Raw genomic sequence first — 24,477 nt, forward strand, 5'->3', positions numbered from 1 at the left:
AAAAAAGCCCGCTCAACTGAGCGGGCTAAAAGGGAGGAAGTGCGGTTATTGTTTAAATCGTTCCGGGAAATCCATTTCACTGTAGCGAACGAAGCGTGTTCCTTTCGTCAGTTTGTAGCCAAACCAGATGATCAGGAACAGCGGAATGCCAATATAGGTGGCCGTGACGGCACCCCAGTCAATGGTGTCCGCAAGGAAGGCCTCATAGTTCTGACCCAGGGTAATAATCAGGCACAGAACGAAGGCGAAGATCGGCCCCAGCGGGAAGAACCCTGACCGGTACGGCAGATTATTGAGATCATGCCCCTGCTTGACGTACCCGCGACGGAAACGGTAGTGGCTGATGGCAATGCCCAGCCAGGCAATAAAGCCCGTCATACCAGAGGTGTTAAGCAGCCACAGGTAGACCGTCTGATTGCCGAACATGGAGGTCAGGAAACAGAGACCCGCAATCACCGTGGTCGCATACAGCGCGTTGCGCGGCACGCCACCGCGAGACAGTTTCGAGAAAATACGCGGCGCTTTACCGTCGCAGGCCAGGGTGTAGAGCATGCGGGTGGAGGCGTACATCCCGGAGTTACCCGCAGACAGTACCGCCGTCAGGATCACCGCGTTCATCACCGCCGCGGCAGAGAGCAGACCCGCGTGCTGGAAGACCAGCGTGAACGGGCTGACGCTGATGTCTTTCACATCGTTACGCAGCAGGCTTGGGTCGGTATACGGAATGATCAGGCTGATAATCAGGATCGCGAACACATAAAACAGCAGGATACGCCAGAACACTTGACGCACCGCGCGCGGAATGTTCTTCTCCGGGTTTTCGGATTCACCGGCCGCGATACCAATCAGCTCGGTCCCCTGGAAGGAGAAGCCGACAATCATCGCCACGCCAATCATCGCCGAGAAGCCCCCGGCAAACGGCGCATCGCCTATTGTCCAGTTACTCCAGCCCGCCGGTTCAGCCCCTTTGAAAATACCAACGATCATCGCCACACCGACGACGATAAAGATGATGACGGTTGCCACTTTAATCAAAGAGAACCAGTATTCCGCTTCGCCAAAGCCGCGCACGGAGATGTAGTTCAGCAGGAAGATGACCGCCAGGAACAGGGCGCTCCAGATCCAGCCTGGCGTGTCCGGGAACCACCAGGTCATTACCAGCTGTGCGGCGACGAGGTCAACGGCGATGGTCACCGCCCAGTTGTACCAGTAGTTCCAGCCCAGCGCGAAGCCGAAGCCTTCCTCAACGTATTTTTGTCCGTAGGTCGAAAACGAACCAGACACCGGCATGTATGCCGCCAGTTCGCCCAGGCTGGTCATCAGGAAGTAGACCATCAGGCCAATCAGGATATAAGAGAATAATGCCCCACCCGGGCCGGCTGCCGAAATTGTTGCGCCAGAGGCAACGAAAAGACCCGTACCGATGGAGCCGCCAATGGCGATCATCGTCAGGTGACGCGCCTTAAGTGCGCGACGTAGCGCGGGCGCTTCTGTGGTTTTAGTTTCTGAAACCATGTGAAAATGCTGTCCATTCAATAAATGAGGCGCGATTGTAGCAGACGATCTGCGTTGCTTCCGGCAGAAATGCTCAGTTATAAGAGAGCTTCATGACTCGGTCAGGATTATAAGTAAAGCATAAAAATGTGGGGTGATAAGCGCACATAGCCCCGGTAAGCGAAGCGCCACCGGGGAACGTTAAATGGCGCAGTAGCGCAGAAAACGCTGGAGTGAGCTGGAAAGGTGTTTCTGACGATGATGGATGCACCACAGCGTGCGCACCAGCTTCGGCAGCGGAACGGGGATCTCAACCAGAGAGCCGGTTTCCAGCTGTTCGGCAATCACCCGTCGGGAAAGACAGCTAATGCCCAGGCCATGACGCACCGCATGCTTAATCGCCTCGGAGTTACCTAACTCCATCCCTAACTGGAACTGCGGCAGATGGGACAGCAGCAGATAATCGACAATCTCACGCGTGCCGGAGCCCTGCTCTCGCAGGATCCACTGCGCCTGCGCCAGACGCTCCAGCGTCACCTCGCCCTGAAGTAAAGAAGAGGCCGGGGAGGCAAACACCACCAGCTCATCCTCCAGCCAGGGTTCCGCAATGATATCCACGTTGTGGCACGGCCCTTCGATAAGCCCGATGTCCACGCGGAAATCGATCACCGCGTTAATCACGTCCTGGCTGTTGCCGACGCTCATTTCCAGCGGCAGGGTCGGAAAATCCCGGCGGTAGCGGGCAATCACTTCCGGCAGGATGTAGTTACCGATCGTGCTGCTGGCGTAGACGCGAATAGCGCCGTTGTCCTCGCGGAACAGCTGTTCGATCTCCGTTGCCTGCTCCAGCAAGGCCAGGGCACGCGGGTACAGCAGGCGGCCATGCTCGTTCACCACCAGCCGCTTTCCTACCCTGTCGAAAAGCTGAACGCCCAGTTGCCCTTCAAGATCGGTCAAGGCCGCGCTAACGGCGGACTGCGAGAGCGCCAGCATTTGTGACGCCTGGGTTGTCGAGCCGCTTTTCAGCACCTCGGCAAAAACTTCCAGCTGACGCAATGTAATGTGCATGGTTGCTTACCACTTATAAAGATTGATTATAAATATATAATCAATTTTATTTTTAAGCCAGAGCGCCGTAACCTTTAGCCAGACAAAGGAGAAGGTTATGTCAGAAATCACCTTACAACATCATCGTACAGTGTGGCACTTCGTGCCGGGTCTCGCGCTCAGCGCCGTGGTTACCGGCGTGGCCTTATGGGGCGGGAGTATACCGGCGGTTGCCGGCGCAGGGTTCAGCGCCCTGACGCTGGCCATTCTGCTCGGCATGGTGGTCGGGAACACCGTTTATCCACACATCTGGAAATCCTGCGACGGCGGCGTGATTTTCGCCAAGCAGCATTTATTACGTCTCGGGATCATCCTTTATGGCTTCCGTCTCACCTTTTCGCAGATTGCGGATGTGGGTGTCAGCGGGATTGCCATTGACGTCCTGACCCTTTCGAGCACCTTTTTACTGGCGTGCTTTATCGGTCAGAAGATCTTTGGGCTGGACAAACAGACCAGCTGGCTGATCGGTGCGGGTAGCAGCATCTGCGGCGCGGCGGCGGTACTGGCAACAGAACCCGTCGTTAAAGCCGAAGCCAGTAAAGTCACGGTTGCCGTCGCGACGGTAGTTATCTTCGGTACGCTGGCGATCTTCCTGTATCCGGCCATGTATCCGCTGGTGGCGCACTGGTTTAGTCCGGAAACCTACGGCATTTATATCGGCTCCACCATGCACGAAGTGGCGCAGGTGGTGGCGGCAGGTCACGCCATTAACCCGGAAGCGGAAAACGCGGCGGTCATCGCCAAAATGCTGCGCGTGATGATGCTGGCCCCGTTCCTGCTTTTCCTCGCGGCGAGGGTTAAACAGCTTGCTCCGGCAGGCGGCAGCGAGAAAAGCAAAATCACCATTCCGTGGTTTGCGATCCTGTTCATCGTGGTCGCTGTCTTCAACTCTTTCCACCTGCTGCCAAAAGCGATGGTGGATATGCTGGTGACGCTGGATACGGTCCTGCTGGCGATGGCGATGGCGGCGCTGGGCGTCACCACACACGTCAGCGCGCTGAAAAAAGCCGGCGCGAAACCGCTGCTGATGGCGCTGGTGCTGTTCATCTGGCTAATCGTTGGCGGTGGTGCGATTAACCTTGCGATACACAGCCTGTTGGCATAAACCATCTCGTTCTTCTCCTGTTAACCCGCTATCATAGGCATTTCGGGTTAACAGGAGTCTTTTTATGAAATATGTTGGAGCGCACGTCAGCGCTGCCGGTGGCCTTGCGAATGCCGCCATTCGCGCCGCCGAAATCGAGGCGACCGCTTTCGCCCTGTTCACCAAAAACCAGCGCCAGTGGCGCGCCGCAGCGCTCACCGCTGAAGTGATTGATGATTTCAAAGCCGCCTGTGAGAAATACGGCTACGGGCCTGGCCAAATCCTTCCCCATGACAGCTACCTCATTAACCTAGGTCACCCGGTTGCCGAGGCGCTGGAAAAATCCCGCGAAGCGTTCCTGGATGAGGTTCAGCGCTGTGAACAGCTGGGGCTGACGCTGCTGAACTTCCATCCCGGCAGCCATCTGATGCAGATTGACGAAGACGCCTGTCTGGCGCGCATCGCCGAGTCCATCAACATTACGCTGGATAAAACCAAAGGCGTCACCGCAGTGATTGAGAACACCGCCGGTCAGGGCAGCAACCTTGGCTTTAAGTTCGAACATCTGGCGGCGATTATTGACGGCGTGGAAGATAAATCCCGCGTGGGGGTGTGCATCGATACCTGTCACGCCTTTGCCGCCGGCTATGACCTGCGCACAACCGAGGCCACGAAAAATACCTTCGAGGAGTTCGAGCGTATTGTCGGTTTTAAATACCTTCGCGGTATGCACTTAAACGATGCGAAAAGCGCGTTCGGCAGTCGCGTTGACCGCCACCACAGCCTGGGCGAAGGCAATATCGGCCACGATGCGTTCCGCTTTATCATGCAGGATGCCCGCTTCGACGGCATTCCAATGGTGCTCGAAACCATTAACCCGGATGTCTGGGCGGAAGAGATTGCCTGGCTGAAGGCGCAGCAAACCGCTGAACAGGCGGCATAAAAAAAGCCGGGCTGCTTACGCACCCGGCTTTTTTTGTAGGTCGGGTAAGGCGAAGCCGCCACCCGACACCTCTTTTAGGCTGCTTTTGCGACCACTTCCGCTTCCGGGCGCTTCAGCACCGCGTAAGACAGGCCTGCCACCAGCGTACCGGCAACAATCGCCAGCAGATAACCCAGCACCGGCGTGATGGCGCCAGGGATGAGCAGGACGAACAGACCGCCGTGCGGCGCCATCAGTTTCGCACCTACCGCCATGGAGATAGCCCCCGTCACCGCACCACCCACGATACAGCACGGCAGAACACGCATTGGATCGCGTGCCGCAAACGGGATTGCGCCTTCGGTGATGAAGCACAGGCCCAGCACCAGCGCCGCTTTACCGCCTTCCTGCTGCGCTTTATCGAACTTACGGCGGGCAATAATCGTCGCCAGACCGAGCGCCAGCGGAGGCACCATACCGGCCGCCATGATCGCCGCCATCGGCGCGTAGGTCTGGGTACTCAGCAGGCCAACGCCAAACGCATATGCCGCTTTGTTCACCGGACCACCCATGTCGGTACACATCATACCGCCGAGGATTGCGCCCAGCAGCACCGCGTTCGCCGTCCCCATGGTTTGCAGCCAGTGGGTCAGACCTTCCAGAATGCCCGCGACCGGCTTACCAATCAGGTAAATCATCGCCAGACCGACCACCAGGCTGGAAATCAGCGGGATGATCAGGATAGGTTTCAGCGCCTCCATACTCTGCGGTAGCTTCAGCTTCGAGCTGATCAGCTTCGCCACATAACCGGCGAGGAAACCGGCAATGATACCGCCGATAAAGCCAGAACCGGTGCTCACGGCGAGCATACCGCCGATAAGACCCGGCGTCAGACCCGGACGGTCAGCAATGGAGAAGGCGATAAAGCCCGCCAGCACCGGCACCATCAACGCAAACGCGGAGCCGCCGCCAATCTGCATCAACGCGGCCGCCAGTGTGCCCGGCTCTTTAAACGCCTCGATACCAAAGGCGAAGGAGAGCGCAATACACAGGCCGCCCGCCACCACCATCGGCAGCATGTAGGACACGCCGGTCAGCAGGTGACGATACGCGCCCGCAGACTCTTTTTTCCCTTCGGTCGCAGTTTTAGCCGCACCGGTTGCCTGATACGGTTTGGCTTCTGCCAGCGCCTTATCAAATTCCTGCGCGGTCTTCTTCAGCGCCAGGCCGGTAGAGGTACGGTACATCGGCTTGCCGGCAAACTTCGCCAGATCCACTTCGATATCCGCCGCCACAATCACCAGATCGGCTTCCGCCACCTCTTCCGGCGTGATGGCATTGCCCGCACCAACAGAGCCGCGGGTTTCAACCTTCACCCACCAGCCACGTTTTTTCGCTTCGGTTTCAATGGCTTCAGCCGCCATAAAGGTGTGCGCCACACCTGTCGGGCAGGCCGTTACCGCAACAATGCGTTTCGGCCCAGCGGCGGCAACCGGCGCCGCCTCAACAGGTGCGCTGTAAACCGTCGCATGACCTTTTGCTTCGCTCAGAAACAGTTCAGGGTGTGCCACCGCGCGATTAATATCACCCAGCCACACTTTTTTGCCGTTCAGGGCGCTGTCAGCGGGGATTTTGTCGCCCAGAACAATCGCCATTTCAGCATCACCCGGGTTATCAATGATATCCAGATGCGCTTTTTGTGCCGCCGCGCCCAGCAGGGTCTTCGCCATATAGGCACGAGCCTGTCCGAGACCGGAGTCAATGATCAGCAGCGTTTTCATTATTCCTCTCCTGCTGTTAGTTAAAAGGTTTTAAGTCAACGCGCGCCATCATCGCGGCTAACTGGGTACGATCGGTAATACCGACATTGCTCTGGCTCACGGCCAGGGCCGCAACGGCGGTAGCAAGACGTAAGGTATGTTCACTGGATTCGCGCATCAGCAGACCGTAGATCAGGCCGCCAACCATCGAATCCCCGGCACCCACGGTGCTAACCACCTCCATTGAAGGCGGTTTGGCAATCCATTCCCCGGAGGCGTTAACCCACAGGGCACCTTCTGCACCCAGCGAAATCACCACGTGAGCGATACCCTGCTCGCGCAGCGCATGGGCAGCGTCAATCACATCCTTTAATTCTGGCAGCTTACGGCCCGCCCAGATCTCCAGTTCGCGGCGGTTAGGTTTAACCAGCCATGGCGAGGCTTTCAGACCGGCGACCAGCGCGTCGCGGCTGCTGTCGAAAATAATGCACGGGCACTGGCTGCGCAGGCGCGTCATCCAGTCGGTGAACGCTTCCGGGCTGACGCCGGACGGCAGACTGCCGCTGACGCACACCATGTCAAACTGGCCCAGCCAGCTCAGGGAATCGGCAACAAAGCGCTCCCAGTCAGCCGGGGTCACTTCGAAGCCGGAGAAGTTCAGATCGGTCACTTCACCGTCTTTCTCGGTCAGCTTAACGTTGATGCGGGTACGGCCCTGCACAACCTGAAAACGGTTAGCGATGCCCAGTTCACTGAACAACTGCTGAAAACCATCCTGGTTGTCTTTACCGAGGAAGCCGCCTACGGTGACGTCGATGCCGAGATCTTTCAGCACCTTCGCCACGTTAATCCCTTTTCCTGCGGCATGCAGGCCGGTCGTCCGCACCAGGTTAACTTCGCCACGCTCAATTTCCGGACAGAAACCCACCAGATCGTAAGCCGGGTTCAGCGTAATGGTCGCAACACGTCTGCTCATTATGCGCCCTCCCCCAGACCGGCCGCGATGGCGTCGCCAATCGCTTTCAGCGCCTGTTCAGCATCCGCACCCTGCGCGGTAAAGCGCAGACGATGGCCTTTCTTCACGCCCAGCGCGACAACTTTCATCAGGCTGCGCCCGTTGGCTGGTTTACCCGAACCGTCCAGATTGGTCACGGTGATCTCACTTGCAAATTGTTTAATGGTATTCACCAGCATGGTGCCCGGACGGGCATGCAGGCCGTGTTCGTTACGCACCACGTACTCTGCGCTCAGCAGGTCATCCGTCAGCGCATCGTCGCTGGTCAGCAGGGCCAGCACCGTCGCCGCGTCTGCGTTCAGCAGTTTTTCAGCTTTATTGTTCAGCAGCAGATCGCCCAGACGCTTCAGCACGGATACCGGCTGATCGTCCGCCATGGCGACCGTTACCAGCATCGCGGCGCGTTCGCCGTCTGTCTCAAAGGCAACCGCAGCACGGCTGACCGCGATAGCGCTACGCAGGTTGCCTTCAGCACTGTCGTTCAGCCAGATGCCCTGACCCAGGTTTAATGGCTTATCATTGATGGCGCGCGTCACAAAAGTGGTATCTGCCGCTCCCACTTCTTTCAGGCGGGCCGCGTTCAGCGCCTGGAGCGTCAGCAAATCGGACGTAACGACGTCCAGCGTCAGGGTTTCATTATCCAGCTTCAGCGCTTCGCTCTGTTTTTCGCCCATCAGCAGGGCACGCAGCTCTTCAGCAGTGGTGGCGGATTTAAGCTGTTCCGCGACGGCATCATCGCTCAGCACGTGCGTCAGCTGACGCAGCAGGCCCAGGTGTTCGTCACCGCTGGCCGCGATGCCAATCGCCACATAAGCCACCTGACCCTCGCCCCACAGCACGCCCTGCGGGAACTGGAAGACCTGCACGCCGGTTTTCAGCACCTGATCGCGGGTGTCCGTGGTGCCGTGCGGAATTGCAATACCGTTACCGAGGAAGGTGGAGGTCTGCTGTTCACGCGCCAGCATGCCGTTGACGTAGCCGTCAGCCACGTTGCCAGCCTGCACGAGCGCAGCGGCGACCTGGCGAATAGCCTCTTCTTTATTCCCGGCCTGTTCGCCCGGGTGAATATCCTGAACAGATAACTGGAACATGATTCTCCTCTCCTGCTGAAATTGAATCGTTTCAGCTTAACTGAGAAACCAGGCGCTAACCTGCTTCGTCAGGACAGGCAAGATAGCGCTGAAACGTTTCAAGAAGTCTTGTCTTTTCTACAAAAGGTTGCAAGAAAAGTTACATTTCTTGTTGCAGAATTTAGAAGTGCAGCACATTTCTTCTTCAGTCGGGAGGTTTTTGCTGATGTTCAGCAAACAGGTTCAGCACGCTTCAGCGAAACGGCGATAAACTGAAATGCTATTTTGATTTATTGTGGCAATCTTGATTTTGCCCTCTGTTTATTTAATGACAGGCGGCGTAAACTCCGCCTCTCTCTGTTACTCGCAAAGACTGAACATGCATAACACCCCCGCTGCCGCCTCACCAAAGCCTTTTGATTTGACGTCAACGGCGTTTTTGATCGTTGCTTTTCTCACCGGTATTGCCGGTGCGTTACAAACGCCTACGCTGAGCCTGTTTCTGACCAACGAAGTTCACGCCCGCCCGGCGATGGTTGGCTTCTTCTTCACCGGGAGCGCCATCATCGGCATTTTCGTCAGCCAGTTTCTTGCCGGGCGTTCAGACCGCAAAGGCGATCGCAAAAGCCTGATCGTTTTTTGCTGCCTGCTTGGAGTGTTTGCCTGCCTGCTGTTTGCCTGGAACCGTAACTACTTCATTCTGCTGTTCGTGGGCGTCTTCCTGAGCAGTTTCGGCTCGACCGCCAACCCGCAGATGTTCGCCCTTGCCCGCGAGCATGCCGACCGCACCGGGCGAGAAGCGGTGATGTTCAGCTCGATACTGCGCGCGCAGGTGTCGCTGGCCTGGGTGATTGGCCCCCCGCTCGCCTACGCGCTGGCGATGGGTTTTGGCTTTACGGTGATGTACCTCAGCGCAGCCGTGGCCTTCGTGGTATGCGGCGCAATGGTCTGGTTCTTTCTGCCCTCCATGCGCAAAGAGCCGAAAGTGGCGACCGGTACGCTGGAAGCTCCGCGACGTAACCGGCGCGACGCGCTGCTGTTATTCATTATCTGTACGCTAATGTGGGGAACCAACAGCCTCTATATCATTAATATGCCGCTGTTTATTATTGATGAGCTGCATCTGCCGGAGAAGCTGGCCGGGATCATGATGGGAACCGCCGCGGGGCTTGAGATCCCCACCATGCTGATTGCGGGCTATTACGCGAAGCGCTTCGGCAAGCGCTTTTTGATGCGCGTCGCCGCCGTAGCCGGGCTGCTGTTTTATGTCGGTATGCTGACGGTTCATACGCCAGCCCTGCTTCTTGCTTTACAGGTGCTGAACGCCATTTACATCGGTATTCTGGCCGGTATCGGCATGCTCTACTTCCAGGATCTGATGCCGGGTCAGGCAGGCTCTGCCACCACCCTTTATACTAATACCACCCGCGTGGGCTGGATTATTGCAGGCTCACTGGCGGGCGTTGTGGCTGAAATCTGGAACTATCATACGGTGTTCTGGATTGCGCTGGTGATGTGCGTCCTGACGCTGAGCTGCCTGACGCGAATCAAAGATGTTTAAGGCGCGGTGAGCGCTTCCAGCTCAAGCAGATAAGTGATGGCCTGCTGGCGCGTACTGCCGCACATTTCGGCGGTTGGCTGGAGCCCGGAGCACACCTTCGGGCGCAGGGGCGAGCCAAAGATCATGCACAGGTTAGTGTCAGAGAGCTGAACGCAGCGGGTATTGGCAGGCTTGCCCTCCGGCATGCCTGGAATGGGGCTTGAGATGGACGGTGCGGTACAGCACGCGCCACAGTCGGAACGACAATCCATACATGCTCTCTGTTGGTGGCAGATGCCCGCGCAGTCGGGCATTGCGCGCACAGTAACACCTTTTATGTATTGATAGCAAAACCCACGAATTCCGCTTGCCTGAAAGGCCGCGCGCGAGTAATTTGGCGCGATATTTTTTACCTCCCGTAAACAGGATTACTGCAATGCCAAGAGCGAACGAAATTAAGAAAGGTATGGTACTGAATTACAACGGCAAACTGCTGATTGTGAAAGATATCGACATTCAGGCACCCAGCGCCCGTGGCGCAGCAACGCTGTACAAAATGCGTTTCTCCGATGTCCGCACCGGCCTGAAAGTGGAAGAACGTTTTAAAGGCGACGATATCGTCGATACCGTGACCCTGACCCGTCGCTACGTTGATTTCTCCTACATCGACGGCAACGAATACGTGTTCATGGATAAAGAAGATTACACCCCGTATATCTTCACCAAAGATCAGATCGAAGAAGAGCTGCTGTTTATTCCTGAAGGTGGGATGCCGGACATGCAGGTGCTGACCTGGGATGGCGTGCTGCTGGCGCTGGAGCTGCCGCAGACCGTTGATCTGGAAATTGTTGAAACGGCGCCGGGCATCAAAGGCGCGTCTGCAAGTGCGCGTAACAAACCGGCTACCCTGACTACCGGTCTGGTCGTACAGGTGCCAGAGTACCTGTCAGCGGGCGAGAAAATCCGTATCCATATCGAAGAAAAACGCTATATGGGTCGTGCTGACTGATCGTGCTTTTCGCCCGGTGGCGCTACGCTTACCGGGCCTACAAAAAACCGGCTCTGATGCCGGTTTTTGTGTTTTTGTAGGCCGGGTAAGGCGCAGCCGCCACCCGGCAACAACCTTTACAGCAGTTCAGGATACTTCGTCATTTTCAGCGCCAGCTCGATACCGCGCACTTCCGCCATCCCTTTCAGACGGCCAATCGCCGAATACCCTGGATTCGTTTTCTTGCGCAGATCGTCCAGCATCTGGTGCCCGTGATCCGGACGGAACGGGATAGGACGTACATCCCCCGCCTGCTTACGACGTACCTCTTCAGAGAGAATGGCATCCACCACCGCAACCATGTTCACATCGCCGCCAAGATGGGCTGCTTCGTGGAAGGTTTTCGGGTTCTCTTCACGGCAGGTTGCACGCAGGTGGGTGAAATGAATGCGATCGCCGAAGGTTTCGATCATCCGCACCAGATCGTTATCCGCCCGCACCCCATACGAGCCCGTACACATGGTAAAGCCGTTGTAGATGCTATCCACCGTCTCTTTTAGCCACTGCATATCTTCAATGGTCGACACGATACGCGGCAGGCCGAGGATAGGGCGCGGTGGATCGTCCGGATGAACCGCCAGCCGCACGCCGACTTCTTCTGCCACCGGCACAATAGCGCGCAGGAAGTGCGCCATGTTTTCACGCAGCTGGTTTTTATCGATATCGCCATATTCCGCCAGGCGCGCGCGGAACTGATCGAGGGTATAACCCTCTTCCGCACCGGGCAGGCCCGCGATGATATTGCGAACCAGCTTCTCAATGTCCGCTTCACTGGCGGCATTGAACCACGCCAGCGCCTGCTGCTGCTCTTCGGCGGTGTAGTCTGCTTCCGCCCCCGGACGCTTCAGAATGTGCAGTTCGAAAGCCGCAAAAGCGATTTGATCGAAACGCAGCGCCTTCGAACCATCGGCCATTTCATATTCCAGGTCGGTACGCGTCCAGTCCAGAATTGGCATAAAGTTATAGCAGACGGTATCAATACCGCAGGCTGCCAGGTTGCGAATGCTCTGCTGATAATTCGCAATCCAGGTATCACACTCACCGGAGTGGGTTTTGATATCTTCGTGAACCGGAATACTTTCCACAACAGACCAGGTTAACCCCTTCTCTGCCAGCTGAGCCTGACGCTTTTGGATTTCCTCCACCGGCCACACCTGACCGTTCGGAATATGATGCAGCGCCGTGACCACACCCGTTGCGCCAGCCTGACGCACATCATCAAGAGAAACCGGATCGTTCGGCCCGTACCAACGCCAGGTTTGTTCCATTGCCCCACCCTCTCAAGTTGTTATACCAATATATGTTACTTCAATGACGACTACCATACATGTTTAATCGAAGTGGTCAATACAGCACACGGCATTGATTGATCAAACTCACATAACAGGGATATTTACGGCTTACCAATTTAATTTGTTGTCATATAACTTTACACTGGCATTGTTAATTAATGGTTAATCAGGTGTGTATTACATGAAGACTATTGCCTCCACCGCGCTTCCTGCTCATGTCCAGCAGCCCCGCTACGATCGCGAGCAGTTACGCTCCCGCATCGTCCATTTCGGTTTTGGCGCGTTCCACCGGGCGCATCAGGCGTTGTTAACAAACCGGGTACTGAATGCCAAAGGAGGCGACTGGGGAATTTGTGAGATTAGCCTCTTTAGCGGCGATATCCTTATGGGCCAGCTCCGGGCGCAGGATCATCTGTTTACCGTGCTGGAGAAAGGTGCCGAAGGCAATCAGCCCATTATTATCGGTGCGGTAAAAGAGTGCCTGAACGCCAAACTCGACTCGCTGGCAGCCATTATCGAGAAATTCTGCGAACCGCAGGTGGCAATTGTCTCCCTCACCATTACCGAAAAAGGCTACTGCATCGATCCGGCGACGGGAAAACTGGATATGCGGAACAGCCGCATACTGCACGATCTCGAGCACCCGTCTGAGCCGCATTCCGCGCCGGGTATTCTGGTTGAAGCCCTTCATCGCCGCCGCGAGCGGGGCCTGCCGGCGTTTACCGTGCTCTCCTGCGACAATATTCCCGACAACGGCCATGTGGTGAAAAACGCCGTTCTTGGCATGGCCGGAAAGCGTTCCGCAGAGCTGGCCGCATGGATCGAGGCGCACGTGAGCTTCCCTGGTACCATGGTCGACCGAATCGTGCCCGCCGCCACCGACGCCTCACTCGCGGAAATCACCCAGGAACTTGGCGTTGAAGATCCCTGCGCCATCAGCTGTGAACCGTTCATTCAGTGGGTAGTGGAAGATAACTTTGTCGCCGGGCGTCCGGAGTGGGAGGTTGCAGGCGTACAGATGGTTGAGGATGTCCTGCCCTGGGAGCAGATGAAACTGCGGATGCTGAACGGCAGCCACTCCTTCCTCGCGTATCTGGGCTACCTTGCCGGCTACGCGCACATAAATGAATGTATGCAGGACGACAGTTTCCGCGAGGCGGCCCGCAGGCTGATGCTGAATGAGCAGGCCCCTACGCTGCGCATCACCAACGTTGATCTGACAGCCTATGCTGACAGCCTGCTTGACCGCTTCGCCAACCCGGCCCTACAGCATCGTACATGGCAAATCGCCATGGACGGCAGCCAGAAGCTGCCTCAGCGCATGCTGGATGGGATCCGCATGCATCTTGAGCGTAACACCGCCTGGCCATTACTGGCGCTGGGGGTGGCGGGCTGGATGCGCTACGTCAGCAGTACGGACGAACAGGGCAACGCCATTGACGTACGCGATCCGCTGAGCGACAAATTTCAGGCCATTGTCGCTACCAGCAGCGACGCAGAACGCGTTAGCGCCCTGCTGACGCTAAATGAAATCTTTGGCGACGACCTGCCGCAAAACCCTGTCTTTGTCGAGGCAATCACCAGCGCGTACCAGCGCCTCGTCCGGCTCGGCGCGCGCCAGGCCGTTATCGAAACGTTAAAAATTTAGCGATTATTGCGTTTAAGGCGAACGGTTTTGTGCTCCGTTCGCCCTCCCTCTTCTCAATGCCCGATTTTTTCGTCAGGATGATAGATAGTTGTTACTACATCACAATTATTTATCGGAGCGCACGTGACCAAAACCAACCTGATCACCGGTTTTCTAGGCAGCGGTAAAACTACGTCCATTCTGCATTTGCTGGCCAATAAAGACCCGGCGGAAAAGTGGGCCGTGCTGGTCAACGAATTTGGCGAAGTGGGGATCGACGGCGCGTTGCTCGCCGACAGCGGCGCGATGGTGAAAGAGATCCCGGGCGGGTGTATGTGCTGCGTGAATGGTCTGCCGATGCAGGTCGGGCTGAATACGCTGCTGCGTCAGGGCAAGCCGGACCGTCTGCTGATTGAGCCCACCGGGCTGGGGCATCCTAAGCAAATCCTTGATTTACTGACCGCCCCGGTATACGAGCCGTGGCTTGAGCTGCGTGCGACGCTTTGCCTGCTCGACCCCCGCCAGCTGCTGGATGAAAAAGCGATCAATAATGACAATTTCCGCGACCAGCTCGCCTCGGCAGATATTATCGTGGCGAATAAATCCGATCGCGCGACGGCTGAGAGTCAGGCCGCGTTCCAGTCCTGGTGGCAGCAGGCTGGCGGTGGACGTCAGTATGTGCAGACGACCCAGGGCAACATTGATGGCGCCCTGCTCGACCTTCCCCGCCTCAACCAGACGCAACTGCCTGCCAGCGCTGAGCATTCGCATAGCCACGGCGCGAAGCAAGGCCTGGCTGCACTGAGCCTGCCGGAGCATCAGCGCTGGCGTCGCAACCTGAACAGCGGCCAGGGGCATCAGGCCTGCGGGTGGATCTTCGATGCCGATACGGTTTTCGACACCATTGGTATACTGGAATGGGCGAGACTCGCGCCGGTTGAGCGGGTAAAAGGGATCATGCGCACTCCGGATGGTCTGGTGCGCATTAACCGTCAGGGCGAGGATTTCTTTATTGAAACCCAGAACGTCGCGCCACCCGACAGCCGGATAGAGTTAATTAGTGCGGTTAATACCGACTGGAATGCCCTCCAGTCAAGCCTGTTGAAGCTTCGTTTAAGTTTGGGCGGCTAACGTTGCCCCTGATTTCACACATTGCTGAAGACTATGACGACTCGACTTCCTGCTATTTTATTGCTCAACGCTGCCGGCCTGGCGATCTTTTTCTCCTGGTATATCCCGGCGGATCACGGTTTCTGGTTCCCGCTGGATTCCGGGCTGTTCCACTTCTTTAACCAGGCGCTGGCGAAGAGTGAAGCCTTCCTGTGGCTGGTGGCGATCACCAACAACCGCGCGTTTGACGGCTGTTCGCTGCTGGCAATGGGCTGTCTGATGCTCTCCTTCTGGCTGAAGGAAGACAAAACGGGTCGTCGCCGTATTCTGATTATCGGCCTGGTGATGCTGCTGACGGCCGTGATTATTAACCAGCTGGCGCAGCATCTGATGCCGGTTAAACGCGCCAGTCCTTCGCTCTTTTTCCCGAATATTAACCGCGTCAGCGAGCTGCTTCATATTCCAACCAAAGATGCCTCGAAGGACAGTTTCCCGGGCGACCACGGTATGATGCTGCTGATTTTTGCAGGCTTCATGCTGCGCTATTTTGGTAAAAAAGCCTTCGCCATCGCCCTGGTTATTGTGGTGGTATTTGCATTCCCGCGGGTGATGATTGGCGCTCACTGGCTGACAGATATCGCCGTAGGCTCCCTCACGGCGGTGTTAATTGGTTTACCGTGGGTGCTGATGACCCCACTCAGCGATCGCATAATAGGCATTTTTGATCGCTATCTTCCTGGCAAATTTAAACAAGCTGGAAACAAATAAATAACGAAAATTAACACCATTCATCAGGGATCGTTTTCGATCCCTGCGTCACTTCTTTTCGGCGTCATTCAACGCTGTCATCACCCCGTCATACAATTCGTGATAAAAATGAAGCAATTGCAGGGATTACCGATATGAATGGCGGCATTTTGAGCAATTCCGCGCTGTAACTTTGTGTATCACATTTTCTTATAAAAAAACGGACTTTTTTGCTCGCAATACCCCGTGCAATCGGTTAACCTCGAACTCGTTTTGCCCCACTGAGATAATTATTATCATGGTGAATAATTTTGTGCGTTGAGCCACAGTTTTCACCATAAAGAATTGTCTCATTGTGAACAGATTATTAGTCTCGTCACGGTTGGCATTTTTATAACGATATTTTCGTTAAGGACTTCAAGGGAAAACAAACAAAATGGTCAAATCTCAACCAATCTTGAGATATATCTTGCGGGGGATCCCGGCGATTGCAGTGGCGGTTCTGCTTTCGGCATGTAGTACGACGAACACCGCGAAGAATATGCATCCTGAGACGCGTGTTGTGGGAATGGAAGATTCCTCTTCACTGCAAGCCTCTCAGGATGAATTTGAAAATATGGTACGTAATCTCGACGTTAAGTCGCGTATTATGGATCAGTATGCTGACTGGAAAGGCGTGCGTTACCGTCTGGGCGGCAGCACCAAGAAAGGCATCGATTGTTCCGCATTCGTACAGCGTACGTTCCGTGAACAGTTTGGGTTAGACCTTCCGCGTTCTACTTATGAACAGCAGGAAATGGGCAAATCCATTTCGCGCACTAAACTGCGCACGGGCGATTTAGTCCTGTTCAGAGCGGGTTCAACCGGTCGACACGTTGGCATCTATATCGGTAACGATCAGTTTGTCCATGCTTCCACCAGCAGTGGTGTGACGATTTCCAGCATGAACGAACCTTACTGGAAGAAGCGCTACAACGAAGCTCGCCGCGTTCTGAGCCGTAGTTAATATTGCTGTCGTATCGTTGGTTATCCCTTGGCTGGCGATACGATAAAAAAAGCACTGCTCCGGCAGTGTTTTTTTTTGCCCGTTACACTGATAACTATCCAGCGGCATTTCAGGAATCACGACATCTATGTTTACCCGCTACTTCTCCAGCAACCGCAAGATTCTGTTTCTCAGTTTCCTTACGGGGTTATTCACTGCCCTGCTCCTGGGAGCATTACAGTTTTACTGGAGTTATCACAAGCGAGACGTCAGATTCGATACCCTTATTACCGATTTAAGCGTCTACATGGAGAGCTATTTTGATGAGCTCAAAATGTCGATTGATACGCTCCAGCCACTCACGCTAAACAGCTGCGAGGAAGTGAGTGCCGCCCTGACCTCCCGGGCGGCCTTTAGCATCAACGTGCGCGCCTTTTTGCTGGTCAGGGATAAAAACGCCTACTGCTCTTCCGCCACCGGCCCGATGAATGTCCCTCTGGAAGCGCTTATTCCTGAACTGCACATCAATAAACAGGTTGATATGGCGCTCCTGCCGGGCACTCCTATGCTGCCGGACAAGCCCGCGATTGCCATCTGGTATCGCAACCCACTGGTGAAGGACGGCGGTGTATTTACCTCCGTTAATCTTAACCTGACTCCTTATCTCCTCTACACCTCAAGACAGGATGAGTTTGCCGGTATTTCCATCATTATTGGCGATTATGCGTTATCAACCCATTCCGGAACGCTGGTCCCTGCGCGTGATTTGCCTGATATCCCGGTCCGTACCGCCACGCTGAAAAATGTGCCTCTGACCATCCATGTTTATGCGGAAGCCTGGACGACCGATGAAGTGCTGTACGCCCTGTTTTTCGGCCTGGTCTGCGGTATCGCGGCGGGCCTGTTGAATTTCTATATTCTTACTATCCGTCTTAATCCGGGGAAAGAGATCCTCACGGCCATCAAGCGCGACCAGTTTTACGTGGTCTATCAACCCGTCGTGGATGCGCAGTCGCTCAAAATGACCGGGCTGGAAGTCCTGATGCGCTGGAAGCATCCGGTGATGGGAGAAATTCCGCCGGATGCCTTTATTAATTTCGCTGAAGCGCAGAAGCTGATTGTCCCGCTGACGCTGCATCTTTTTGACCTGATTATCCGCGATGCCCCTGTCCTGCAAACGGTGCTCCCGCCTGGGGCCAAGTTTGGGATCAACATCGCGCCCGGTCATCTGCATGCGGAAAGCTTTAAAGAGGATATGCGCGCGTTTGCCGCCGCCCTTCCACCCGATCACTTCCAGATTGTGCTGGAAATAACCGAGCGCGACATGATCAACCACCGCGAGGCTAATCAGCTATTCGAATGGCTGCACGTAGAAGGTTTTGAAATCGCCATCGATGATTTTGGCACCGGCCACAGCGCGCTGATCTATCTGGAACGCTTCACGATGGATTACCTGAAAATTGACCGTGGCTTCGTGAATGCCATCGGGACTGAAACCGTCACCTCGCCAGTGCTTGACGCGGTGCTGACGCTGGCAGAACGCCTGAATATGTTAACCGTTGCCGAGGGTGTTGAAACGCCGGAGCAGGCGGCGTGGCTGCGCGAGCATGGCGTGAACTATCTTCAGGGCTACTGGATCGGCCGCCCGATGCCGCTGGAGCAGTTCAGGACGTGGCAACCCGACATCACGCTCGGGGAATAATTTCACAATCACGGCGCTGTCCCTTATTATTCTGTTCAACCGAGCCTGCCTGTGAACAAAGGGATCCGCCGCACTATGATTATGCGCGTTGTGTTGACGCTATTGACGCTGGTGAGCCTGTCGAGCCAGGCGCAGACCATCAAAGAGAGCACGGCCTTTGCCGTCATTGGCGAGCCGAAGTACGCGGTTAAGTTTAACCACTACGATTACGTCAACCCCGCCGCTCCGAAAGGCGGAAACGTGACGCTTTCCGCCACGGGAACGTTTGACAACTTTAACCGCTTTGCCCTGCGCGGCGTGGCGGCAGCACGTACCGAATCCCTCTATGACACGCTGTTCGTCACCTCCGACGACGAGCCCGGCAGCTATTATCCCCTGGTTGCTGAGAACGTGCGTTACGCCGATGATTTCAGCTGGGCAGAAATCGCGATTAATCCGCGGGCGCGTTTTCACGACGGTACGCCGGTTAGCGCCCGTGACGTGGCATTCACCTTTCATAAATTTATGACCGAAGGCGTGCCGCAGTTTCGTCTGGTGTACAAGGGCACCACGGTGAAAGCCATCGCCCCGCTGACCGTGCGAATCGAACTCCCTGAGCCGAACAAAGAGAATATGCTGAGCCTGTTCTCCCTGCCCGTCATGCCCGAATCCTTCTGGAAAAATCATAAGCTGAGCGATCCCCTCTCTACCCCGCCGCTGGCCGGAGGGCCGTATCGCATTACCGACTGGCGAATGGGCCAGTACGTGATCTATTCCCGGGTGAAAGATTACTGGGCAGCCACGCTGCCGGTAAACCGGGGCCGCTGGAACTTCGATACAATCCGCTACGATTACTACCTGGATGATAACGTGGCCTTCGAGGCATTTAAGGCAGGCGCGTTTGATTTACGCGTCGAGAACAGCGCCAAAAACTGGGCGACCCGCTATATCGGAAAAAATTTCGCGAAAGGGTATATCGTTAAAGACGAACACAAAAACGAATCCGCGCAGGACACGCGCTGGCTGGCGTTTAATATTCAGCGCCCGGTTTTTTCCGATCGTCGGGTGCGTGAAGCCATTACCCTGGCGTTTGATTTCGAATGGATGAACAAAGCGCTGTTTTACGGAGCCTACAGCCGGGCGAACAGCTATTTCCAGAATACTGAATATGCCGCCCGTGATTATCCCCACGCGGACGAGCTGGTTTTGCTGGCGCCAATGAAAGCGGAGCTCCCGCCGGAGGTGTTCACCCGCGTATTTGAACCGCCCAAATCCGACGGAAACGGGTTCGACCGGGACAACCTGCTGAAAGCCAGCAACCTGCTGGATGATGCTGGCTGGGTGCTGAAAAATCGGCAACGGGTTAATGTGCAAACCGGTAAACCGCTCAGCTTCGAACTGCTGATTGCCTCCGGCGCAAACGATCAGTGGGTGCTGCCATTTAAGAAGAACCTTGCCCGGCTTGGCGTCACCATGAATATCCGCCAGGTCGATATGGCCCAGTTAACCAACCGCAAGCGCAGTCGCGATTACGACATGATGCAGACCCTGTGGGCCGCGCAGCCGTGGCCGAGTTCAGATCTGCAAATCTCCTGGGCATCGGGGTATATCGACTCCTCGTACAACGCCCCGGGCGTAAAGAGCCCGGTGATTGATGCGCTGATTGCAAAAATTGTCGCCGCTCAGGGCGATAAGAACAAGCTTCTGCCGCTTGGCCGCGCGCTCGATCGGGTCTTAACCTGGAACTATTACATGCTGCCGATGTGGTATATGGGCGAAGATCGCGTGGCCCGCTGGGATAAATTCTCCCTGCCTGCCGTTCGCCCGGTCTACACCCTCGGCTTTGACACCTGGTGGTATGACGTGAATAAAGCCGCAAAACTGCCCGCAGAGCGGCGTTAAGGAGTGACGATGGGCGCTTATCTTATCCGCCGGCTGCTGTTAGTGATCCCGACGCTGTGGGCCATCATTACCATTAACTTTTTTATCGTCCAGATCGCCCCCGGCGGTCCGGTGGACCAGGCAATTGCGGCAATAGAATTTGGTCACGCTGGCGGCATGCCGGGCGGCGGCGGTGAAGGAATGGGGGCCAGCCATGCCCGGACGGGCGTGGGCAACATCAGCGAAAGCCACTACCGGGGCGGTCGCGGACTGGATCCGGAGGTGATCGCCGAGATTACCCATCGCTATGGTTTTGACAAGCCGCTGCACGAGCGTTATTTCAGGATGCTCTGGGATTATGTCCGTTTCGATTTTGGCGACAGCCTGTTTCGCAGCGCCTCGGTGTTAACCCTGATCAAACAAAGCCTGCCGGTTTCCATCACGCTCGGACTGTGGGGGACGCTGATTATTTATCTGGTCTCCATTCCGCTGGGGATCCGAAAAGCGGTCTACAACGGTAGCCGTTTCGATATCTGGAGCAGCACATTCATTATCATCGGCTACGCTATCCCGGCGTTTCTGTTTGCCGTGCTGCTGATTGTCTTTTTCGCCGGCGGCAGTTATTTCGATCTCTTCCCGCTGCGCGGGCTGGTCTCTGCGGATTTCAGCACCCTGCCGTGGTATCAGAAAATCACCGATTACTTCTGGCACATCACGCTTCCGGTGCTGGCAACGGTCATCGGCGGATTTGCGGCGCTTACGATGCTGACCAAAAACGCCTTTCTTGATGAGATCCGCAAACAGTACGTCGTCACCGCGCGCGCCAAGGGTGTCGGTGAAAAGCAGATCATGTGGAAGCACGTTTTTCGTAACGCCATGCTGCTGGTGATTGCCGGTTTCCCCGCCACGTTCATCAGTATGTTTTTTACCGGCTCGTTGCTGATAGAAGTGATGTTCTCGCTCAACGGATTAGGGCTGCTGGGCTATGAGGCCACCGTCTCCCGTGATTATCCGGTGATGTTTGGCACACTCTACATTTTCACCCTGATCGGCCTGCTGCTGAACATCATCAGCGATATCAGCTATACGCTGGTCGATCCCCGTATCGATTTTGAGGGCCGCTGATGTCGCGTTTAAGCCCCGTCAATCAGGCCCGCTGGGCGCGTTTTCGCCACAACCGTCGCGGCTACTGGTCGCTGTGGATCTTCGCCGTCCTGTTCGCCTTAAGTATGTGTTCGGAACTGATTGCCAATGATAAACCCCTGCTGGTGCATTTCAAAGACCGCTGGTATGTACCGGTGCTGGCCACCTACAGCGAAAGCGATTTTGGCGGCCCGTTTGCGACGCCAGCCGAGTACCAGGATCCCTGGTTACGTGAACAGATAGCGCAGCACGGCTGGGCTATCTGGGCGCCGATTCGTTTTGGCGCGAACAGTATTAACTTCGCCACGTCCACCCCCTTCCCTTCGCCGCCTTCCGCGCAAAACTGGCTGGGAACGGACGCCAACGGCGGCGATGTGCTGGCGCGCATTCTCTATGGCACCCGCATCTCGCTCCTGTTTGGGCTGCTGCTGACGCTCTTTAGCAGCGTAATGGGCGTTGTGGCGGGTGCCGTGCAGGGCTATTACGGGGGTAAAATAGATTTATGGGGACAGCGCGTGATTGAAGTCTGGTCCGGTATGCCGACGCTGTTTCTGATTATCCTGCTGTCCAGCGTGGTACAGCCTGGCTTCTGGTGGCTGCTCGGGATCACCGTCCTGTTCGGCTGGATGGCGCTGGACGGGGTGGTGCGCGCGGAGTTTCTGCGTACGCGGAATTACGACTATATTCGCGCTGCGCAGGCGTTAGGCGTGAGCGATGGCGCAATCATCTTCCGTCACATGCTTCCCAATGCGGTGGTGGCGACCCTCACCTTCCTGCCGTTTATTTTGTGCAGCTCCATTACCACCCTGACGTCGCTTGATTTTCTTGGTTTCGGTTTGCCGCTGGGCTCACCGTCCCTTGGCGAACTGCTGTTGCAGGGCAAAAACAATCTCCAGGCCCCCTGGCTGGGCATCGCCGCATTCCTCTCCGTGGCGGTGCTCCTTTCCCTGCTGATTTTTATTGGCGAAGCCGTGCGCGATGCCTTCGATCCCAACAAGGCGGTATGACATGACCCGGCCTCTTCTGAGCATAGAGAACCTGTCGATTGCGTTTTCAAAACAGGGCGAATCACGCACGGTGGTGACGGATTTATCGTTGCAGATCCAGCGCGGAGAGACGCTGGCGCTGGTCGGGGAATCCGGCTCCGGTAAGAGCGTTTCGGCGCTGTCGGTGCTGCGCCTGCTCCCTTCCCCGCCGGTCAGCTATCCGCAGGGGGATATTCTGTTCCATAGACAATCGCTGCTGAACGCTGACGAGCAAACCCTGCGCGGCATTCGTGGCAACAACATCGCCATGATTTTTCAGGAGCCGATGGTGTCGCTCAACCCACTGCATACCCTGGAAAAACAGCTCTATGAAGTGCTGTCACTTCATCGGGGAATGCGTAAAGAGGCAGCGCGGGGTGAAATTCTGGACTGCCTTGAACGCACCGGTATCCGTAATGCGGCGAAACGGCTGAACGATTTCCCGCACCAGCTTTCCGGCGGCGAGCGCCAGCGCGTGATGATTGCAATGGCCCTGCTCACGCGCCCCGAACTGCTGATTGCCGATGAACCTACTACCGCGCTGGACGTCACGGTACAGGCACAAATTCTGCAACTGCTGCGCGAACTGCGCGACGAGCTGAACATGAGCCTGCTGTTTATTACGCACAACCTGAGCATCGTGAAAAAGCTCGCTGACACGGTGGCCGTGATGCAAAACGGCCGCTGCGTGGAACAGAACCGGGCATCCGCCCTGCTGAGCGCGCCTCAGCACCCGTATACACAGCGCCTGCTCGATAGCGAACCCGCTGGCGACCCGGTTCCGCTTAACGCTGACAGCGCGCCGTTGCTGAGGGTTGAGGGGCTGTCGGTGTCATTCCCGATCCGCAAAGGCATTTTGCGTCGCGTGGTCGATCACAATCATGTTCTGAAAGAGATGAGCTTCGCTCTGCGTCCGGGCGAATCGCTTGGGCTTGTGGGCGAGTCCGGTTCAGGCAAAAGCACCACCGGCCTGGCGCTGCTGCGCCTGATCGCCTCTCAGGGAAGCATTGTTTTTGACGGCATGCCGCTGCAAAACCTGAATCGCCGGATGATGCTTCCCGTGCGTCCGCGGTTGCAGGTGGTATTTCAGGATCCAAACTCTTCGCTTAACCCGCGCCTGAGCGTATTACAGATTATTGAAGAGGGCCTGCGCGTCCACCAGCCGACAATGACGGCGCAACAGCGTGAAATCGACGTGATGCGGGTGATGGCGGAAGTGGGTTTAGATCCCGAGACCCGGCACCGGTATCCGGCTGAGTTTTCCGGCGGACAGCGCCAGCGTATAGCGATTGCCCGCGCGCTGATCCTGAAACCGGAGCTGATCGTGCTGGACGAGCCAACCTCTTCCCTGGACCGCACCGTGCAGGCGCAAATTCTGGCGCTGCTGAAGGGGCTACAGGAAAAGCATCGGCTGGCATATATCTTTATCAGCCACGATTTACAGGTGGTGCGTGCGCTTTGCCATCAGGTGGTGGTATTGCGGCAGGGAGAAGTCGTTGAGCAGGGAGAGTGCCAGCGCGTATTCACCGCGCCGACGCAGGATTACACGCGCCAGCTATTGTCCGCTGACTAGCACTCAGAAAGGATATTGACCGGAGAACGGCTCGGCAATGGCCACGCCGAAGTTTTTCAGACGACAGGTGGCGGCAAACTCATCCTGGCTGTTAACAAACAGGCACGGCTCACCTTCGCATTCCAGCACGGAGCTGTCCACTTCGATGTCCGTCAGCGCCTGGCTGAGACGTTCCATGACCGGCCACGCATTTTCATCGCTCGGGCTGAGCAGTTTGAGGGCCACCAGACAATTATCCTCCCCGGCAACGCTTTGCGGAATCGGTTCAACTTTCGAACCTGCAAAACCCGTCGACCAGCGATAGCTCTGGGGCAAGCGATGGACAATCGAGAGTTGTAATGTATTCACGTTCAGATCCCCGGAAGCAAATTTA

Annotated in this window: 21 protein-coding genes; 13 read left to right on the top strand and 8 right to left on the bottom strand. The window is 56.2% G+C overall.

Features of this window, described 5'->3' with window-relative positions; all coding sequences use genetic code 11:
* Positions 1 to 45: 45 nt before the first annotated feature.
* The gene (locus RS584_RS14510) at positions 46 to 1,515 is read right to left on the bottom strand and encodes an amino acid permease (RefSeq protein ID WP_006811308.1); all 1,470 of its coding nucleotides are present in this window, start codon (positions 1,513 to 1,515) and stop codon (positions 46 to 48) included.
* 180 nt (positions 1,516 to 1,695) lie between these two features.
* On the bottom strand, positions 1,696 to 2,562 hold the full coding sequence (yieE, locus tag RS584_RS14515) for a DNA-binding transcriptional regulator YeiE (RefSeq protein WP_017383387.1): 867 nt from the start codon (positions 2,560 to 2,562) through the stop codon (positions 1,696 to 1,698).
* 97 nt (positions 2,563 to 2,659) lie between these two features.
* On the opposite strand from yieE, the gene RS584_RS14520 reads away from it, so the two are divergent.
* Positions 2,660 to 3,706 (top strand): YeiH family protein, encoded by a 1,047-nt coding sequence (locus tag RS584_RS14520; protein WP_315748098.1) that lies wholly within the window; start codon positions 2,660 to 2,662, stop codon positions 3,704 to 3,706.
* Positions 3,707 to 3,770: 64 nt separating this feature from the next.
* Positions 3,771 to 4,628: a deoxyribonuclease IV gene (gene nfo / locus RS584_RS14525; protein ID WP_315748099.1), complete on the top strand. Its 858-nt coding sequence runs from the start codon at positions 3,771 to 3,773 to the stop codon at positions 4,626 to 4,628.
* 74 nt (positions 4,629 to 4,702) lie between these two features.
* On the opposite strand, the gene fruA is transcribed toward nfo, so the two are convergent.
* Genes fruA through fruB form a run of 3 tightly spaced genes read right to left on the bottom strand, consistent with a single transcriptional unit; the run spans position 4,703 to position 8,473 of the window.
* Positions 4,703 to 6,388 (bottom strand): PTS fructose transporter subunit IIBC, encoded by a 1,686-nt coding sequence (gene fruA, locus RS584_RS14530; protein WP_015572312.1) that lies wholly within the window; start codon positions 6,386 to 6,388, stop codon positions 4,703 to 4,705.
* Between the two features lie 16 nt (positions 6,389 to 6,404).
* Positions 6,405 to 7,343 carry a 1-phosphofructokinase gene (gene fruK, locus RS584_RS14535; protein WP_006811313.1) on the bottom strand — a complete coding sequence of 313 codons (939 nt, stop codon included), beginning with the start codon at positions 7,341 to 7,343 and terminating at the stop codon, positions 6,405 to 6,407.
* The gene (gene fruB / locus RS584_RS14540; protein ID WP_315748100.1) at positions 7,343 to 8,473 is read right to left on the bottom strand and encodes a fused PTS fructose transporter subunit IIA/HPr protein; all 1,131 of its coding nucleotides are present in this window, start codon (positions 8,471 to 8,473) and stop codon (positions 7,343 to 7,345) included. The genes fruK and fruB overlap by 1 nt, the downstream gene beginning before the upstream one ends.
* 358 nt (positions 8,474 to 8,831) lie before the next feature.
* Here fruB and setB point away from each other — a divergent pair, with 358 nt between their 5' ends.
* Entirely contained in the window at positions 8,832 to 10,013 is a 1,182-nt protein-coding gene (gene setB, locus RS584_RS14545) for a sugar efflux transporter SetB (RefSeq protein ID WP_315748101.1), read from the top strand.
* Here setB and RS584_RS14550 read toward each other — a convergent pair.
* A complete protein-coding gene (locus tag RS584_RS14550) occupies positions 10,010 to 10,264 on the bottom strand; it encodes a YkgJ family cysteine cluster protein (protein WP_003859353.1) in 255 nt (84 codons plus the stop codon). The genes setB and RS584_RS14550 overlap by 4 nt on opposite strands.
* A 164-nt stretch (positions 10,265 to 10,428) precedes the next feature.
* Here RS584_RS14550 and yeiP point away from each other — a divergent pair, with 164 nt between their 5' ends.
* On the top strand, positions 10,429 to 11,001 hold the full coding sequence (gene yeiP / locus RS584_RS14555; RefSeq protein ID WP_003859355.1) for an elongation factor P-like protein YeiP: 573 nt from the start codon (positions 10,429 to 10,431) through the stop codon (positions 10,999 to 11,001).
* Positions 11,002 to 11,117: 116 nt separating this feature from the next.
* On the opposite strand, the gene uxuA is transcribed toward yeiP, so the two are convergent.
* The gene (uxuA, locus tag RS584_RS14560) at positions 11,118 to 12,308 is read right to left on the bottom strand and encodes a mannonate dehydratase (RefSeq protein ID WP_015572308.1); all 1,191 of its coding nucleotides are present in this window, start codon (positions 12,306 to 12,308) and stop codon (positions 11,118 to 11,120) included.
* Positions 12,309 to 12,513: 205 nt separating this feature from the next.
* Here uxuA and RS584_RS14565 point away from each other — a divergent pair, with 205 nt between their 5' ends.
* The 9 genes from RS584_RS14565 to yejF all read left to right on the top strand — a co-directional run bounded on the left by RS584_RS14565 (position 12,514) and on the right by yejF (position 24,104).
* Entirely contained in the window at positions 12,514 to 13,980 is a 1,467-nt protein-coding gene (locus RS584_RS14565; protein ID WP_315748102.1) for a fructuronate reductase, read from the top strand.
* A 123-nt stretch (positions 13,981 to 14,103) separates the two neighbouring features.
* Positions 14,104 to 15,090 carry a CobW family GTP-binding protein gene (locus RS584_RS14570; protein ID WP_017383393.1) on the top strand — a complete coding sequence of 329 codons (987 nt, stop codon included), beginning with the start codon at positions 14,104 to 14,106 and terminating at the stop codon, positions 15,088 to 15,090.
* 33 nt (positions 15,091 to 15,123) lie between these two features.
* A complete protein-coding gene (locus RS584_RS14575) occupies positions 15,124 to 15,837 on the top strand; it encodes a phosphatase PAP2 family protein (protein ID WP_023295065.1) in 714 nt (237 codons plus the stop codon).
* 415 nt (positions 15,838 to 16,252) lie between these two features.
* Positions 16,253 to 16,822, top strand: coding sequence for a bifunctional murein DD-endopeptidase/murein LD-carboxypeptidase (gene mepS, locus RS584_RS14580; RefSeq protein WP_003859364.1), 570 nt, complete (start codon positions 16,253 to 16,255; stop codon positions 16,820 to 16,822).
* 127 nt (positions 16,823 to 16,949) lie between these two features.
* Positions 16,950 to 18,503 (top strand): cyclic di-GMP phosphodiesterase, encoded by a 1,554-nt coding sequence (locus RS584_RS14585; RefSeq protein ID WP_315748103.1) that lies wholly within the window; start codon positions 16,950 to 16,952, stop codon positions 18,501 to 18,503.
* A gap of 75 nt (positions 18,504 to 18,578) precedes the next feature.
* Positions 18,579 to 20,384, top strand: a complete 1,806-nt coding sequence (locus RS584_RS14590; RefSeq protein ID WP_315748104.1) for an extracellular solute-binding protein — start codon at positions 18,579 to 18,581, stop codon at positions 20,382 to 20,384.
* Positions 20,385 to 20,393: 9 nt separating this feature from the next.
* Positions 20,394 to 21,488 (top strand): microcin C ABC transporter permease YejB, encoded by a 1,095-nt coding sequence (locus RS584_RS14595; protein WP_003859369.1) that lies wholly within the window; start codon positions 20,394 to 20,396, stop codon positions 21,486 to 21,488.
* On the top strand, positions 21,488 to 22,513 hold the full coding sequence (locus RS584_RS14600; protein WP_315748105.1) for a microcin C ABC transporter permease: 1,026 nt from the start codon (positions 21,488 to 21,490) through the stop codon (positions 22,511 to 22,513). Before RS584_RS14595 ends, RS584_RS14600 begins: the two co-directional genes overlap by 1 nt.
* A 1-nt stretch (position 22,514) precedes the next feature.
* Positions 22,515 to 24,104: a microcin C ABC transporter ATP-binding protein YejF gene (gene yejF, locus RS584_RS14605; protein ID WP_315748106.1), complete on the top strand. Its 1,590-nt coding sequence runs from the start codon at positions 22,515 to 22,517 to the stop codon at positions 24,102 to 24,104.
* A gap of 3 nt (positions 24,105 to 24,107) precedes the next feature.
* On the opposite strand, the gene RS584_RS14610 is transcribed toward yejF, so the two are convergent.
* Complete coding sequence (locus tag RS584_RS14610) at positions 24,108 to 24,452, bottom strand: YejG family protein (protein WP_003859372.1); 345 nt, start codon at positions 24,450 to 24,452, stop codon at positions 24,108 to 24,110.
* Positions 24,453 to 24,477: the final 25 nt, after the last annotated feature.

The organism is Enterobacter sp. DTU_2021_1002640_1_SI_PRY_ASU_LCPMC_013 (genome assembly GCF_032389435.1).
GTDB classification, from domain to species: Bacteria; Pseudomonadota; Gammaproteobacteria; order Enterobacterales; family Enterobacteriaceae; genus Enterobacter; species Enterobacter hormaechei_C.